Source organism: Desulforamulus hydrothermalis Lam5 = DSM 18033 (assembly GCF_000315365.1).
GTDB classification, from domain to species: Bacteria; Bacillota; Desulfotomaculia; order Desulfotomaculales; family Desulfotomaculaceae; genus Desulfotomaculum; species Desulfotomaculum hydrothermale.
In genome coordinates this window covers 102,470-118,156 of the sequence record NZ_CAOS01000008.1, presented here as the reverse complement: position 1 = coordinate 118,156, position 15,687 = coordinate 102,470, and the positions used below count along the sequence as shown (strand labels likewise).

General features: G+C 52.5%; 15 protein-coding genes and 3 riboswitches. Of the genes, 9 read left to right on the top strand and 6 right to left on the bottom strand.

All coding sequences use genetic code 11. From position 1 onward, the window contains the following. Positions 1-8: 8 nt before the first annotated feature. Positions 9-824, bottom strand: a complete 816-nt coding sequence (locus DESHY_RS05800) for a sirohydrochlorin cobaltochelatase (RefSeq protein WP_235695525.1) — start codon at positions 822-824, stop codon at positions 9-11. 139 nt (positions 825-963) lie between these two features. Continuing rightward, positions 964-1,150: riboswitch (cobalamin riboswitch) on the bottom strand. 168 nt (positions 1,151-1,318) lie between these two features. After that, a riboswitch (cobalamin riboswitch) is annotated at positions 1,319-1,501 on the top strand. A 113-nt stretch (positions 1,502-1,614) separates the two neighbouring features. On the opposite strand from DESHY_RS05800, the gene cobT reads away from it, so the two are divergent. Together cobT and DESHY_RS05790 are read left to right on the top strand one after the other, a co-directional pair. Then, on the top strand, positions 1,615-2,673 hold the full coding sequence (gene cobT / locus DESHY_RS05795; RefSeq protein WP_008411152.1) for a nicotinate-nucleotide--dimethylbenzimidazole phosphoribosyltransferase: 1,059 nt from the start codon (positions 1,615-1,617) through the stop codon (positions 2,671-2,673). Positions 2,674-2,778: 105 nt separating this feature from the next. Further along, the gene (locus tag DESHY_RS05790; protein ID WP_008411149.1) at positions 2,779-3,207 is read left to right on the top strand and encodes a metal-dependent transcriptional regulator; all 429 of its coding nucleotides are present in this window, start codon (positions 2,779-2,781) and stop codon (positions 3,205-3,207) included. An 18-nt stretch (positions 3,208-3,225) separates the two neighbouring features. Here the strand turns inward: DESHY_RS05790 and DESHY_RS05785 are convergent, their stop codons facing one another. The 3 genes from DESHY_RS05785 to DESHY_RS05775 are packed head-to-tail and all read right to left on the bottom strand — an operon-like array spanning position 3,226 to position 5,662. Continuing rightward, positions 3,226-4,614: a nucleoside recognition domain-containing protein gene (locus DESHY_RS05785; RefSeq protein ID WP_008411147.1), complete on the bottom strand. Its 1,389-nt coding sequence runs from the start codon at positions 4,612-4,614 to the stop codon at positions 3,226-3,228. Next, a complete protein-coding gene (locus DESHY_RS05780; RefSeq protein WP_008411145.1) occupies positions 4,611-5,390 on the bottom strand; it encodes a FeoB small GTPase domain-containing protein in 780 nt (259 codons plus the stop codon). The genes DESHY_RS05785 and DESHY_RS05780 overlap by 4 nt, the downstream gene beginning before the upstream one ends. Continuing rightward, positions 5,381-5,662 (bottom strand): FeoA family protein, encoded by a 282-nt coding sequence (locus DESHY_RS05775; RefSeq protein WP_008411143.1) that lies wholly within the window; start codon positions 5,660-5,662, stop codon positions 5,381-5,383. The genes DESHY_RS05780 and DESHY_RS05775 overlap by 10 nt, the downstream gene beginning before the upstream one ends. A 283-nt stretch (positions 5,663-5,945) precedes the next feature. Between DESHY_RS05775 and DESHY_RS05770 the strand changes: the two genes are divergently transcribed. Together DESHY_RS05770 and DESHY_RS05765 are read left to right on the top strand one after the other, a co-directional pair. Then, positions 5,946-7,100: a YibE/F family protein gene (locus DESHY_RS05770; RefSeq protein WP_008411142.1), complete on the top strand. Its 1,155-nt coding sequence runs from the start codon at positions 5,946-5,948 to the stop codon at positions 7,098-7,100. Between the two features lie 120 nt (positions 7,101-7,220). After that, a complete protein-coding gene (locus DESHY_RS05765; RefSeq protein ID WP_008411141.1) occupies positions 7,221-9,722 on the top strand; it encodes an EAL domain-containing protein in 2,502 nt (833 codons plus the stop codon). Between the two features lie 114 nt (positions 9,723-9,836). Here the strand turns inward: DESHY_RS05765 and DESHY_RS05760 are convergent, their stop codons facing one another. Next, complete coding sequence (locus DESHY_RS05760; RefSeq protein WP_008411140.1) at positions 9,837-10,418, bottom strand: HD-GYP domain-containing protein; 582 nt, start codon at positions 10,416-10,418, stop codon at positions 9,837-9,839. Between the two features lie 46 nt (positions 10,419-10,464). Then, positions 10,465-10,548, bottom strand: a riboswitch (cyclic di-GMP riboswitch). A gap of 70 nt (positions 10,549-10,618) precedes the next feature. Here DESHY_RS05760 and DESHY_RS05755 point away from each other — a divergent pair. Further along, positions 10,619-10,945: a helix-turn-helix domain-containing protein gene (locus tag DESHY_RS05755; protein ID WP_008411139.1), complete on the top strand. Its 327-nt coding sequence runs from the start codon at positions 10,619-10,621 to the stop codon at positions 10,943-10,945. A 44-nt stretch (positions 10,946-10,989) separates the two neighbouring features. Here DESHY_RS05755 and lgt read toward each other — a convergent pair whose 3' ends face one another. Continuing rightward, positions 10,990-11,742, bottom strand: coding sequence for a prolipoprotein diacylglyceryl transferase (lgt, locus tag DESHY_RS05750; RefSeq protein ID WP_008411138.1), 753 nt, complete (start codon positions 11,740-11,742; stop codon positions 10,990-10,992). Positions 11,743-11,940: 198 nt separating this feature from the next. Between lgt and DESHY_RS05745 the strand changes: the two genes are divergently transcribed. Genes DESHY_RS05745 through cbiT form a run of 4 tightly spaced genes read left to right on the top strand, consistent with a single transcriptional unit; the run spans position 11,941 to position 15,629 of the window. Continuing rightward, the gene (locus tag DESHY_RS05745) at positions 11,941-13,329 is read left to right on the top strand and encodes a cobyrinic acid a,c-diamide synthase CobB (RefSeq protein ID WP_008411137.1); all 1,389 of its coding nucleotides are present in this window, start codon (positions 11,941-11,943) and stop codon (positions 13,327-13,329) included. Next, positions 13,326-14,429, top strand: coding sequence for a cobalt-precorrin-5B (C(1))-methyltransferase CbiD (gene cbiD / locus DESHY_RS05740; protein ID WP_008411136.1), 1,104 nt, complete (start codon positions 13,326-13,328; stop codon positions 14,427-14,429). Before DESHY_RS05745 ends, cbiD begins: the two co-directional genes overlap by 4 nt. Then, positions 14,408-15,034 carry a precorrin-6y C5,15-methyltransferase (decarboxylating) subunit CbiE gene (gene cbiE, locus DESHY_RS05735; protein ID WP_008411135.1) on the top strand — a complete coding sequence of 209 codons (627 nt, stop codon included), beginning with the start codon at positions 14,408-14,410 and terminating at the stop codon, positions 15,032-15,034. The genes cbiD and cbiE overlap by 22 nt, the downstream gene beginning before the upstream one ends. Continuing rightward, entirely contained in the window at positions 15,027-15,629 is a 603-nt protein-coding gene (gene cbiT / locus DESHY_RS05730) for a precorrin-6Y C5,15-methyltransferase (decarboxylating) subunit CbiT (RefSeq protein WP_008411134.1), read from the top strand. Before cbiE ends, cbiT begins: the two co-directional genes overlap by 8 nt. Positions 15,630-15,687 lie beyond the last annotated feature (58 nt).

Sequence of the window (15,687 nt, the reverse complement as noted above, 5' to 3'; positions counted from 1 at the left end):
TCACTCCTTTATTTGGCAGGGTCGGTTAATTTATTAAAGGCTTCTTGCAAATGACTGATGTATATTTCAATGATGGGCAGATAATCCAGCAGGCCGGTTAAACAGACAGACACCCGGTAACTGCGGGCCAGTTGATTTTTCCAGGAATCCTCCTCAGCACCGGCCAAATCGTTAATGGCATGATCACCGGCGATGTTCATAAAGGGCAGGAGAGTAACCTGGCGAAACGGTTTTTTGGCCAAATCAGCTTTAACTTCTGCCAGGGAAGGATATCCTTCTACTGTACCTAAAAAAACGTTGTCGCAGGATTGCCGCAGCATATCATTCAGACAGCCGTAAGCACTGAAGGTGTGGTGGTTGCTGCCGTGACCCACTAAAACCAGGGCATGGTCCGGTGCGGCAGGCCGCAGGTATTTAATGGCTTCTGTCACCGCCCGGTAATCTGCCGGCTTGTAGAGCAGGGGTGCCCCCAGCGTTAAGCGGTGAAAGCCAAACTTGCCAATTCTTGATTGAAAATATTTGCCTGTTGAGCCCTGAAAACGCGCCATGTTGTCAACAATATTTACCAGGTCGTAAAATTCCTGACCGGGCAAAACGTGTACAGACTGTACGGCTACCCTGGTGTAGCCCTCATCCTGCAGTTTGGCCAGAGCGGTAATGGGGCTGTCCACCGGCTTGCCCTGTTGCGCCAGGGCAGCACGAATGGTTTTGGCGGTGTAAGCCCAGCGAACCTCAATGCCGGGAAAAGTCTCTTTGACTTTCCTTTCCAGCTTGCTGAAGGATGCGGCAGCTTCGGCCACGTTGGTACCAAACGTAACCAGCAAAATAGCCTGCTTGTCAACCAATTTACATTACCAGCCTTTCAATAAAAATAAAAAAACCTTAACGGCAAGCGCTAAGGAAAGGTTAAAAAGGCATAAAAGCCCCTTATAACCGGTTGCAACTGCTTGCCTCTCCGCGGGAGGGTCAGTTAAGCATCAGGCAGGTCTCCTGACTGAGGCATCAGCGCTAGTTTCAACCTTCCCGGTTTAACCAGTGGTGAAATAATGAAACTAACTAGCCCATCACAGTGGCCGGACCGTTCGGGATTTGCACCCGATTCCCTTTTAAACCCCCTGCCGCAGGGGGTACCTGATACTTTCACATATATGAATTTCTTTGGAAATAATAACACTTATTTCATTTAGTGTCTATATAATTTTTCAAAAAAGAGCCTGAGGGTGTTAGCCTGTTCCGGAAGGCGGCCAAAGGGCAATTTCCGGTACGGCAGTAAAAAGATATTGCCAGATTTTGCTTGAGCTATTAAAATATCTTTCAGCAACAAAAGATTCCTGCAGGTGCCCCACCGGGGAGAATAGGGAATCGGGTGCAAGTCCCGAGCGGTCCCGCCACTGTAAACGGAGAGCCGATACCATTTAAAGCCACTGGCCGCAGGCCGGGAAGGCAGGTTATCAGGCCATGACCCGTAAGCCAGGAGACCTGCCTGGAGGATCCATGTTATCTGAGGATGATGGCAAAGTTCTCAGCCTTTTCAGGCTGGGATTTTTTATTTATGCAGGCAGTGCCTGAGAAGCGTGGCGACAAGGTATAAACATGCTAAGGAGGGAATAGGCTATGTCATTACTTGCGCAAACTCTGGAAAAAATTACACCGCCTGATTACAACTGTGAAGAATTGGCCCAGCAAAGGCTGGACAACCTTACCAAACCGCCGGGCAGCCTGGGCGTGCTGGAGGATATTGCCCGCCGGTTGGCAGGCATGCAGGGTACCCCGCTGCCCCGGTTGCCCCAAGAAAAAGTCTCTCTGGTGCTGGCCGGTGATCACGGCGTGGTGGCAGAGGGAGTGAGCGCTTTTCCTCAGGAAGTCACACCGCAAATGGTGTTGAATTTTTTGCGGGGTGGCGCAGCCATTAACGTGCTGGCACGCCGGGCGGGAGCCAGAGTGGTGGTGGCAGATATCGGTGTGGCCGGACCTGTCATAGCACACGAGGGCCTGGTTAACTGCCGGGTTAAAGCCGGTACGGATAATTTTGTGCATGGGCCTGCCATGAGCCGGCAGGAGGCTGTAACAGCCCTGGAAACAGGTATTACACTGCTTAAGCAGCAGGTAAAACAACGCCCGGCCCTGGTGGGCATCGGCGAAATGGGAATTGGCAATACCACTGCCAGCACCGCTGTTTTAGCAGCTTTCAGCGGTCTGCCCGCTGAGCAAATAACCGGCCGGGGTACCGGCATTGATGAAACCCGGCGGCAGCATAAAGCAGCTGTGGTGGAACGGGCGCTAAAGGTAAACCGGCCGGATGCCCGGGACGGGCTGGATGTTTTGGCTAAAGTGGGCGGCTTGGAAATTGCCGGCATGGCCGGTATCATTTTAGGCTGTGCCGCCGAGAAAATACCGGTGGTTCTGGACGGCTTTATTTCCTGCGCCGCCGCTTTGGTGGCCCGCTCCCTGGCTCCCTTGAGTGCGGCCTATATGCTGGCATCTCACCGGTCCCAGGAACCGGGCCATGCCATTATGCTGGAAATGCTGGGTTTAAAACCAATGCTGCAGATGGCCATGCGGCTGGGCGAGGGCACCGGGGCGGCCCTGGCCTTTCCCATTATTGAAGCCGCCATCTGCATAATTAATGAAATGGCTACCTTTGCCGAGGCAGGAGTCAGCCAGGGCGAATAAGACTTGAGCCACCGGCCGGCATTGCCGGTGGCTGAATATTTTCGCACCTTAAGAGGTAATAAAATGCCCCCTTACTTATATGCTAAATAAAGGGGGTGTGAAGGTGTGTTATCTCCCAGCTTAGAAGATTACCTGGAAGAAATCTACCGACTGAGCCAGCGGGGCGAAGCGGTGCGGGTGTCAGACATTGCTGCCTGCTTAAAGGTAAGCCTGCCGTCGGTGACCCGGGCACTGCAAAGATTAAACGAAAGCAGGTATATTTACTACCGCCCCTATAAAGATATTGTGTTAACCGAGCAAGGAAAGCAACTGGGTCATTTTTTAGTTGAACGGAACAGATATATCAGAGAGTTTTTGCGGCTAATCGGTTCCCAATGCGATGTGGCAGCGGAGGCGGAAGCTATGGAACACTACCTGTCGCTGCCTACCCTTACAGCCATCATAAATTTTGTTAAGTTTACCGAGCAGCACCCCTCCTGGCTGGATGATTTCAAAACCTACTGCCGGAAGGAAGCAGCCAGACCAAAAGCATAAACCACCCCGGGTCCTTATTTAAACCAAACCAAGTATTCTGGCGCCCTGGGCTGTGAGAAAACAAACCGTGCAGGCAACGGCCAGGGGAATAGCCGCGGCCAGCAAAGCCCACTTGATACTGCCCGCTTCACGCCAAATGGTCCACAGAGTGGTGCCGCAGGGATAGTGCAGCAGCGAAAACAGCATCACGCACACAGCGGTTAACCAGGTCCAGCCGTGCTGAACCACCAGCAGATGGTGCAAGTCCTGCAAACTGTTGAGCTCTGTCAAGGATCCGGCCGCCAGATAACCCATCATAAGAATGGGCAGCACGATCTCGTTGGCCGGCAAACCTAAAATAAATGCCATTAAAATGAAACCGTCCAGTCCCATTGGTTGGGCCAGGGGATTTAACAAGTCAGCCCCGCGGGCCAGGAGGCTGATGCCGCCTACCCGGATATTAGCCAGCAGCCAGATAACCGCCCCGGCCGGTGCTGCCACGCAAACCGCCCGGCCCAGGACAAATAAAGTGCGGTCAAAGACAGAGCGTAATATAACCTTGCCGATTTGCGGTTTTCTGTAGGGGGGTAATTCCAGCGCAAAAGAAGAAGGTACTCCCTTAAGCAGGGTGTGGGAAAGCAGCCAGGAAACCCCCAGTGTAACTGCAATACCAAACAGGACAACCCCTACTACCACAGCTGTGGTGGCCAGGCTGCTGCCGAAGCCAAAAACCAGGCAGCCGGCCAGCGTAATCAAAGTTGGGAAACGGCCGTTGCAAGGAACAAAACTGTTGGTCAGCATGGCAATCAAACGTTCCCGGGGCGATTCTATAATCCGGCAGGCCACTACCCCGGCAGCGTTGCAGCCAAAACCCATACTCATGGTCAGGGCTTGTTTGCCATGGGCACCCACGCTTTTGAAAAAACGATCCAGGTTAAAGGCCACCCGGGGCAAGTAACCCAAGTCTTCCAGCAAGGTAAAGCAGGGAAAAAATATTGCCATCGGCGGCAGCATAACCGAAACCACCCAGGCCAGGCAGCGGTACACACCTTCCACCCCGAAACTTATCAACCAGTGCGGTGCCTGCAACCAGTTAAGTAAGTCCCACAGGCGGTCCTGGCCCCAGAAAAGTACGGCGGCAATCAGCTGCGAGGGGTAATTGGCGCCGGCCACCGTCAGCCAAAAGACCATGCCCAGCAGCAACAGCATCGAAGGGAATCCCCAAATTCTTGAGGTAAGGATGTTATCCAGCCGTTCATCCCAATCAAGCCCGGGTTTGGATCGGTGGCAAACGACCCGCCGGGCAATTGCTTCTGCCTGATGATAAATCTCGCTGACCACCCTGTCGTTAATTTGTAAAGCATGTTTTTGTTTTAAAACGTTAGCTTCTTTTACAATATTATACAAATTGTTTGTTTGGCAACTCATACCAGTATATCACCCCCCACCACCGCCTTGCCCCTTGCCAACCATTCCGCCAGAGCGCGGACGACCGTTGCATCACCGTCCAGGAAACGTAAGGCCAGCCAGCGGCTGTTGAGTGTCTCACCTACCAATTCTTTGATTTTTGGTTCCAGTCGGGCAATGCACTGTTCAATTACTTGATCATACCGCACCCGGCGGGGCGATGTCTTAACGCTGCCCTCGGCCACCGCCGCCACTGCTTGTTGCAATGCCGGCAGACCGGCACCCTCCCGGGCAGCCGTAGCTACCACCGGAACCCCCAACTCGTTTGACAGGGCAGAAATATTTATCTCAATATTTTTTCGTTTTGCTTCATCTATCAAGTTGACACAAACCACCACCCGGGAGGTAATTTCCAGCACCTGTAAGGCCAGGTTGAGATTTCTTTCTAAACAAGTGGCATCCACCACCACAATGGTGGCGTGCGGCCGGCCAAAGCACAGGTAATCCCTGGCAACCTGCTCCTCCGCAGACTGAGCCAATAACGAGTAAGTGCCGGGCAGGTCAATGAGTTCATACAGCCGCCCCTGAAAAATATATTTGCCGGTTGCCCGCAGTACCGTTTTGCCGGGCCAGTTGCCGGTGTGCTGGCGTAAGCCGGTTAAGGCATTAAACAAGGTGCTTTTGCCGGTATTGGGGTTACCTGCCAGTGCAATGACATAATCTGTTTCGGTTGCGCCGGCCTGATAAAAAGCTTCCCGACTGGCCCCGCTGCCGCAGGACCGGTGTGTTAACCCCATGTTGTTTCCTCCTTCAAGCTGACCAGTATGTTGGCTCCCTCTTCCCGCCGCAGGGCTATCACTGCACCTCGGATTTTGTAGGCTTTCGGATCCCCGGCCGGGCTGATGCGCAGGGCTTCCACCCGGGTGCCCGGCACCAATCCCAAGTCCAGCATGCGGCGCCGGATAATGCCTTCTCCCTGGACAGTATTAACCACGGCAGCTTTTCCTACCGGCAGGTCACAAAGAGCTACCACCGGCGTACCGGGAAAAACAGGCTGTTGCTTGAGCATAAATATCCCCCTCATGTTAGAAGTACTTAACTATGTTAGCCCAGACTAACAATCGGCCAGTACGGCAGGGCACTATTTTTGGGCAAAGCAAGATATTAAAGAAAAACAATGTTAGTGCCGGCTAACTGTCTGGCGGGTTCTATCATCATGCTATGAAAGAGGGCCGGCCTTTGTTACAGGAAAAAATTCCGGTCAGGGCGGTGGATAACTTCCTAACGGTTGGCTTGTCCCGGAGCGCTTGGTTAAAGTACAATATGGAAGTAACATGAAATGAGGTGAAAAAATGAAGCGATTTATTCTGGGGCTGCTGGTTCTTGGGGTGATGCTGTTAAGCGGCCGGGCCGGTCTGGCCAACGAGACCGATACAGCGGGTGGTATGGAGATAAGCAAGGAAATTATTGTACGGGCCAAGGTGTTAGAGGTAACGGAAGGAAAGGACCAGGTGCCGGATTTAACCGGCTGGGTGGAGGGAAAAGAGCAATTGGTCACCGCCCGGGTACTAAGCCAACCTTACCAGGGGCAAACGGTGAGTTTCTTTCATGTGGTGCCGGATCAACCCGGTTTGGCAGTGCACGTCAAGCCGGGTGATGAAGTGATATTATCGGTGGAAGTGGAAGGCAAAAAAATTGTCAACGCTTTTGTGACCGATTATGCCAGGGATAAAAAGCTATATTACCTGGCCGGTTTGTTTGCCCTGCTGATGGCCCTGGTGGGAGGTATTAAGGGGGTTAAGTCTGTATTGTCGCTGGCTGTCACCGGGGTAGGCATCTTTTATGTCCTGCTGCCGCTCCTGTTTAAGGGGCATAACCCCCTGTTGATGACCGTACTGGTGGCTGCTGTTATGACCACGGCAACCATGATACTGGTACACGGCTTTAACCGTAAAACCCTGGCCGGGGTAATCGGTACCACCAGCGGGGTTATCGCTGCCGGCATCTTAGCCATGCTGGTGGGGGCCGCTGCCCATCTAACCGGTTTCAGCAGCGAAGAAATGCAAATGCTGCTATATATCCCGCAACAGGTAAAATTTGACTACCAGGGCTTGCTGTTTGCCGGTATGATTATCGGAGCCCTGGGGGCTGTCATGGACGTGGCCATCTCCATTGCCGCTGCTGTGGAAGAAGTCCAAAAGGCCAACCCTGCCCTGGACACCCGGGCGCTCATGCAAGCGGGCATCAATGTGGGGCGGGATGTCATGGGGACCATGGCCAATACTTTAATTTTGGCTTATACCGGCAGCGCCATTCCTTTAATCCTGATCTTTATGGCCTACCAGATGCCCTTTTTAAAAATTATTAATCTTGATTTAATTGCCACCGAAATTGTCCGTGCCTTAACCGGCAGCATCGGTTTAATTCTGGCCATTCCTGTCACATCATTAGCCGCCGGGTGGTTGTTCAGCCGGGGCCGGGCAAGTCAGGTCAACCCAGGATCATAAATCCGTCTTCCTCTGGGACGGATTTTTTGTTCTTCCATAACCAAATTAAAGGAATGTCAAAACAAACCTTGAATAAATACTATATTCGTATTATTCAGAACAATTTCCGGGGGCTGCCTTATGGAAAAACAAAAGGCCAGAATGCGTTTTTATGACCTTAAGTCAATCCGTTGGAGAATAACCCTGCTGTTTCTTGTCATAATTTTTGTGCAAGTTATGCATATGTTCTGGATCACCAAACAGGCCCATGTTAATGCCAACCTGGCTGCCCTGGAGAAGGTAAAGGGTGATTTGCGGCTGGGGGAAGCACTGTTAGACGCTTTATATCCGGGGCCCTGGGCAATAATAAACGGCAAGTTGTACAAAGGCCGGCAAATAATGAACAACAATTTTGCTATTGTTGATATGGTGGGAAAATTGACAGGCAATACCTGTACCATATTTCAGGGAGATACCCGTGTTGCCACCAATGTCATAAGAAACGGCAGCCGGGCTGTCGGCACCAAGGTATCAAAAGAAGTTGGGCAGGTAGTGCTGGAACAAGGTCGGGAATTTTACGGTGAAGCAGAAGTTGTGGGCATCAAATACCAAACGGCCTATAAACCCATTAAAGATCAAGCAGGCAGGAATATCGGCATCTGGTATGTAGGAGCCAACAACCAGTATGTTGACAATATTTTCCGAAACTCTGTTAAAAACCTCTGGTCAACCCTGATTATTAATTTTTTTTTAACTGCCGTTATTTTTTGGCTGCTGACTAAATCACTGGTCAGACCGGTTAGGGAACTGGTTAATTATGCTAACCTGTTGGCGCAAGGAGAACTTGACACAGCAATAACTGTTAAGACACAAGATGAAATAGGTTATTTAGCCAGAGCCTTTGAAAGGATGCGCATTGAGCGCAAAAAGGCTGAAGAAGAACTGCGCGCCAAACACCAGCAGTTGCTGGATATAATAGAATTCCTGCCCGATGCTACCTTCGTAATTAACCAAGACAAAAGAGTCATTGCCTGGAACAGGGCTATGGAAGAGATAACCGGCGTCCGCAAGGAAGATATTATCGGCAAAGAAAATTATGCCTCCGTCCTGCCCTTTTACCTCAACCAACAGCAACCCCTGCTGGTTGATTTGATATTCCTTAACCATGCCAACCAAGCAAATGGTTTGGTAAAAATTACGGAAAAGACATTGTCCAAGGAAGTTTTTTTACCCCCTAACGGCGAAGGGGAGGGCACCTATCTGTTAATTACTGCCGGTCCGCTTTACAATAACGAAGGCCAACTGGTGGGGGCCGTAAAGTCCCTCAGAGATATTACTGATCGCAAGTTAGTTGAAAAACAGCTGCGCTATCTGGCTACCCACGACTCTTTAACCGGCTTGCCTAACCGGTTGTTCTTAGAAGAAAAAATTAAACAGGCGGTGGCTCAAGCAAAGCAGGGTAAAGGAAGTGCCCTTTTGCTTATTGATTTGGATAACTTTAAACTTGTTAATGATACCCTGGGACATGACGCGGGAGATAAACTGTTGCTAACCATTGCCGAACTGCTCAGCAGCAATCTGCGCAGCCAGGATACGTTAGCTCGTCTGGGTGGGGATGAATTTGTTGTGTTACTGGACGGAGCTGCGGCGGCAGATGCCCTGGCCGTGGCGGAAAAGATCAGGTCTTTGCTGGACGAAAACGAGCTGTGTCTGGTTTTATATAAACACTGCTTTAATATCAGCCTTAGTATCGGCATAACCATGATCGACGGGGCCATACCCCCTCACCGGCTGTTAGCCCTGGCCGATACAGCTCTTTACCGGGCTAAAGAAACAGGCAGAAACAGGATCGTGTTTTTATCCTGTACGGAGGATGAAGCAAACTCTCTGTCTGAGGCAAACCGCATCATCACATTAATAAAAGCAGCACTCAAGGAAAATCGCTTTGTTCTGCATTACCAGCCGGTGGTTGCCATTAACAGCAGGGACATTATTCACTATGAAGTGCTGCTGCGTATGCAGGACGATAAGGGAGAGCTAATCTATCCGGGCAAATTTATTCCCGTTGCTGAACGTTTTGGTTTAATGCCCAGGATTGACCGGTGGGTTGTTAAATCAGCACTGGAGGTACTGGCAGCCAGGCCGGACTTGAGTTTGTTTATCAATTTATCGGGAGCCAGTCTGGGGGATGAAAAATTATTGGCCTATATAGAACAAACCGTTCATACCAATCATATTGAACCCTGGCGGCTGGGCTTTGAGATTACCGAAACAGTTGCGGTAAAAGACCTGGGAAGGGCCGGCAACTGGATTAAAAGGCTGAAAAACATTGGTTGCCGGTTTTCCCTGGATGATTTTGGCATCGGTTTTTCATCCTTTTCGTATCTGAAAATTCTGCCGGTAGATTATGTAAAAATAGACGGTTCTTTTATCCGCAATCTGCACCGGGATGATACCCATTATGCGCTTGTTCAGGCCATGCAAACCGTGGCTCACACCTTAGGCAAAAAGACAGTGGCGGAGTTTGTAGAAAACGATCAAGATTTAGCCAAGTTGAAAGAACTTAACATAGACTGTGCCCAGGGCTACCTGATTGGCAAGCCTGGGCCGGTACCCAATGGGACTGATTTAGCCACCAAATGAAAACATCCCGTTCCTCAATGTAACGGGATGTTTTTAATTGGTTCGGAGTTAAGAATTTGCATCTCGTGCAAAGATTAGCTTAAAATAGTTATACTATAATATATATGCGGACAACTAAATGAAATTAACGAATTTCACATGATCATCCAGATAACAGTTAAATAAGGCATAAACTTCAATAAAATGATTAACCAGGCAAGGGTCAAATTGGGTATTGGAACACCTCATGATCTCTGCCAGGGCATCTTCTTTTTTACGGGTTGCTTGATAAGACCGGTATGATGTCATGGCATCAAAGGCATCGGCTATGCTGACTATACGCGCCCCCAAAGGTATCTGATGTTTTTGCAGGCCATAATAGCCCGATCCGTTCCAGTGTTCATGATGGTATTGGATAATAGGTATGACAGGCTCAACATCCTTGATATTTTTCACAATATCCACGCCGTACCGGCAATGACGTTTAATTTCGGCGAATTCGGCTTCGGTTAATTTTTCTTTTTTATAAAGTATACCGGGGTGGATCATGCTTTTGCCAATATCATGCAATAAGCCGCCCCAATAGACAGTTTGACAATCTGCTGCAGATAATTTTATCTGCTTGGCAAGAATATATGAAAATATGGCCACCCTTTTCGAATGAAGGGCAATATTTTTAGGCAGTTTAATATACAGTCTTTTTACAGCAAGGAACAAAAAAAATCCTCCCAACTTGACAGCCGGAGGGGACAAAATTTAATTCCTCCGCAGCCTGGCAGTCATAGCCTGACGCCTTAGACCCATGGCTTTGCGTCCCAACCTTTCGATTGGTTTGCCCTTAAGATACTACCGGTATTATACAACACGGTGTTGCGATTTTCAACAAATAATTAACTATATGTTCTGGGGGATTTTTAGTGGGGATAGCTAAAAAGTTTGGTCATAACTTGAAAAAAGTCCGGCTTCGCAACAACCTTTCACGCAGGCAGGCTGCCGCCCTGGTAGGCATCTCCGAGGCTTTTTGGGGCTATTTGGAAAGAGGCGAAAGAAACCCGGGTTTTGATGTAATAGATAAAATAGCCAAAGCCTTTAACATAAGCCCCCACCTTTTGTTTGTAGAAGGTGAAGCCAAAAATAATATGGAAATAAACCAGCGCCTGGAAAAAATACTAACTCTGGGGGAAGAACATAAAGTTTTTATTATTAAATTTTTAGATGCTTACTTGGAGGTTATCAACAAATAAAGCCGGCAACAGGCCCGTCTCCGAAGGACGGTTCATATGTCCGTTTATGAACCGTCCCCGGCTTGCCGGCGTCCCAGGTAGACATAGCCGATAACTGCCGCCGCCGTAAGCAGGATGCTTAAAACCTGGGCGGCCCGCAGAGGGCCGAGCATTAGGCTGTCGGTACGGAAACCTTCGATAAAAAACCTGCCCAAAGAGTAAAGGCCCAGGTAGAGCATAAACAGCTGCCCTGCCGCCTGCTTGCGCCGGCGTACCATTAAGATGACAAACACCAGCAGGTTCCACAGTGATTCATATAAAAAGGTGGGGTGGCGGTAGGCGCCGGCAATATACATGGCCCAGGGCAGGTCGGTGGGGTAGCCGTAGGCCTCCTGGTTAAAAAAGTTGCCCCAGCGGCCAATGGCTTGCCCCAGGGGAAAACTGGGGGCTGTAATGTCGGCCATGAGCCGGAATCTTAAGCCCCTGAGGCGGCAAAACATATAACCGAACAGGATAGCTGTCAGCAAACCGCCGTGAATGGCCAGCCCGCCATGCCATAGCTGGGGTATTTCCCAGAGGTTGCGGCTGTAATAGTCCCACTCCATAATCACATAGTACAGTCGTGCTCCCAGCCAGGAGATGGGAGCGCCAATTAATACCAAATCAATGATGTGATCTTCTTTGATCCCCCGGCGGCGGGCTTCCCGCAGCGCCAGCCAGGTACCCAGCAGCACCGCCGCCATCATCAACAGGCCGTACCAGCGGATGCTGATGGGCCCCCAAACAAAGACGTACGGGCTAATTTCTAACCAGGTCATGTCAGCAGCTCCTTTGGCAATGATTATAGCTTATTTTACCCCGCTTTTTTCTGTTTTCCAAGAATAAGTATCATTTATTACGGCGTGTGGCAAACCGGTGCCGGTTAGGTTTATTTTCTTCCTTGTCTTCCCAGTTTGATTATACTATAATTTCTCTGACCCCATGCGGGGATAAAACAGGCAGTAACAGGAGCAATTATGCAGATACCGAGAATCGTTATTGCAGGCACCCACAGCGGGGTGGGCAAAACCACCCTGACCCTGGGTTTGCTGGCTGCATTAAAGCGACGGGGCTGCCGGGTACAGCCCTTTAAGGTGGGGCCGGATTATATCGACCCCGGTTTGCACACGGCGGCAGCGGGCCAAACTTCACATAACCTGGACAGTTGGATGGGTTCGCCGGCGGCTGTACGGCAGCTTTTGCTGCGCCAAAGCCGGGCCGCTGACCTGGCGGTGGTGGAGGGCGTCATGGGTTTGTTTGACGGTGCCCGGGGTCAGGGCGAGGCCGGCAGTACCGCCCAGGTGGCCAAAATAATCAAGGCGCCGGTGGTGCTGGTTTTTTCTGCCAAAGGCTTAGGCCGCAGCGCTGCAGCCCTGGTTAAGGGTTACCGGACCTTCGACCCGGCAGTCACCATTGGCGGTGTTATTGCCAACGGCGTCAGCAGTGAGCGGCACCGGCAGTATATGCGTGAAATTATGCAGGAACTGGGCATACCGCTGCTGGGGGCGACAGACAACCGGCAGAGCTTGACCATGCCCCAGCGGCACCTGGGTTTGCTGCCGGCAACTGAAAACAATGATTTGCCCAAGATGCTGCAGCAATTGGCCGATATTATAGAAGAACAAGTTGATCTGGCCGCCCTGTGGCGGTTGGCCCGGCAGGCGCCGGATTTGACCGGCGAGGAAGCGGTGCCGCCCAAACCAACCTTTGCCGGTGTACAATTGGCGGTGGCCAGGGATGAAGCCTTTAATTTTTATTATCAGGACAGCCTGGATTTTCTCAGCGAACTGGGAGCTAAACTGCTTTTTTTCAGCCCCCTGCATGATGCAACGCTGCCGCGTGATATTCATGGCATCTATATCGGCGGCGGTTTCCCGGAACAATTTTTACCGCAGTTGTCCGCCAACCGGGCCATGAAGGAACAAATTCGCCGGGCAGCCCGCCGGGGCATGCCGCTATACGCCGAGTGCGGCGGCCTTATGTATTTGTGCCGCGGCATCTCTACTGTGGCCGGCGAACGGTACGAAGGCGTCGGCTTGGTACCGGCGGAGGCTAAAATGCAGAACCGGCTGGCGGCTTTGGGCTATGTCACGGCTACCTTAAATTCGCCCAGCCTGCTGGGTGAGCCGGGCCGGCAGCTAAAAGGCCACGAATTCCACTGGTCTGCCCTTGAAGCGCTGCCGGCGGAACGGGCAGCTTACCGGCTGAGCGGGGGCCGGGGGCCGGCGGGCCGCTGCGAAGGGTATGCCCGGGATAATCTGCTGGCCTCTTATGTCCACCTTCATTTCAGGTATAACCCCGCAGCGGCCAACCATTTGCTGGCTGCCTGCGCCAAATATAAACAACGGGAGAGAGGTGCCCCATGAAAGCGGCCTTGCGGAACGGCTATACCACCGGCAGCTGTGCCGCAGCGGCGGCCAAAGCGGCTGCTTTGGCGCTGGTGCACGGTACCATGGTCCGGCAGGTTACTATTTCCCTTCCCCGGGGCGGCAACCTTACTCTGCCGGTTAGCAGGGTAGAGATAGGAGAGGGAAGCTGCCGGGCCGAGGTTATTAAAGATGCCGGTGATGACCCGGATGTTACCCACGGCTTAACCATTGTGGCGGAAGTTTCTTTGCATGAGAACGGGCTTATTATTGCCGGCGGGCCCGGGGTGGGTACGGTTACCAAGCCGGGATTGGCAGTGCCGCTGGGGCAGGCGGCCATCAACCCGGTTCCCCGGCAGATGATTGAGCAAGAGGTGCGGCAGGTGTTGGGGCCCCGCAAGGGCGCCCGGGTGGTCATCAGTGTGCCCGGCGGCGAGGCGGTGGCAGCCCAAACCATGAACCCCCGGCTGGGCATTGTGGGCGGCATTTCCATTCTGGGTACCGGCGGTATTGTGCGCCCCATGTCGGAAGATGCTTACCGCCGTTCTCTGGTGCCGCAGATTGACCAGGCGGTGGCGCTGGGATACCGCCAACTGGTGCTTACACCGGGCCGGCTGGGCGTGAACAAAGCTGAAGCCATGGGGCTGCCAACGGCAGCGGTGGTGGAAACCAGCAACTTTATCGGCACCATGCTGGAGGAATGTGCCCGCCGGCCGGTGGAAGCGGTGCTGCTGCTGGGACACCTGGGCAAGCTGGTGAAAGTGGCAGCCGGAATTTTTTATACCTTGGGCCGAACAGCGGATGCCCGGCGTGAGATTATTACCGCCCAGGCAGCCCTGCAGGGGGCGCCCCACCATGTTATAGTTGCCTTGATGAACATGAATACTGCCGATGAAGCAGTGGATATATTGAAGTCAGCCGGCCTGACGGCGGTGTTTCACCGGCTGGCAGCTGAGGCCAGCCGGCGGGCTGCCCGGCATGTGCAGGATCAGCTGAAGGTGGGCACTGTTATGTATGCTCTAAGCGGGGAGATCGTGGGTTATGATGCAGCAGCCAGGGAGATTGGGGGGCAATTGGGATGGCTAAACGGATTAAAGTAATCGGTGCCGGTCCGGGCAGTCCGGATTATTTAACCCCTGCCGGGGCTGCTGCCCTGCAGCAGGCAGAAGTTTTAGTGGGTGCCCGGCGGTTGCTGCAGGCCTTTGCCCGGCCCGATCAGGAAGTTTTTGCCCTGGGAGCTGACCTGGAGGAAGCGGTTGCGTTTATCCGCCGCTCCTATGAAACAAAGCAAGTGGCGGTGCTGGTGTCAGGGGATACCGGGTTGTACAGCTTTGCCGCTTACCTGGCGAATTGCTTTCCTGCCGCAAGCCTGGAATTCATTCCCGGCATCAGTTCGCTGCAACTGATGTTTGCCCGTTTAAAACAACCCTGGCAGGATGCGGTGGTGCTGAGCTGCCACGGCAGAAACGACCGGCGCTTGCTGGCGGCTGTCCAGGCCGGCTGGCCGGTGGCCGTGTTAACGGATAACCATAATACCCCCCAGACCCTGGCTGCCCGCTTACTGGCGGCAGGCTGCACTGACTTGCCGGTGTCGGTGGGGTGCAATCTGTCTTACCCGGCGGAGCTGCTTTATCGGGGAACTTTGTCTGCCTTAGCCAAAGCTGAGCAAAAATTTCTCAATTGTGTGGTGGTTATCGGTGTCTAAAACAGAATGGCCCTACATTACGCCCGGCATGCCCGATCACCTGTTTAAAAGAGCCGGCGGTATTGCCATGACCAAACAAGAAATCCGCCTGATTGTGCTGGGCAAGTTGCGGCTTTTTCCCGGTGCGGTGGTTTATGATGTGGGAGCAGGCACCGGCAGTGTGACGGTGGAGTGCGCCAGGCTGGTTAAGCCGGGGACGGTGTATGCCCTGGAGCAGGATGCCGCTGCTGATGAACTGGTGGAAACCAACGTGCGCCGTTTCGGCCTGTCCAACGTGAAGCTGGTACCCGGCCGGGCGCCGGCTACCATGGCCAAGCTGCCGGCCGCCGACCGCATTTTTATCGGCGGCAGTAACGGGGCTTTAACAGATATTTTACAGGCGGCCCACCGGAAATTAAAGCCCGGCGGTTGGCTGGCAGCCACTGCCGTCACTTTGGAAACCGGCCCGCTGGTCATGCGGTTTCTGATCGAGCAGGGCTACCAGCAGGCGGAAGCGGTCAGCGTTACGGTGGCAGTGGCCCGGCAAGCGGGCGAGTCACACCTGTGGCAGGGACACAACCCGGTGCTCATCATCAGCGGCCAAAAGCCGGTTTAAGCCGGCCGGGTACGTCTGTCGTTAACTAGGACATTAAAAATTAACTAAAGCGGTGATC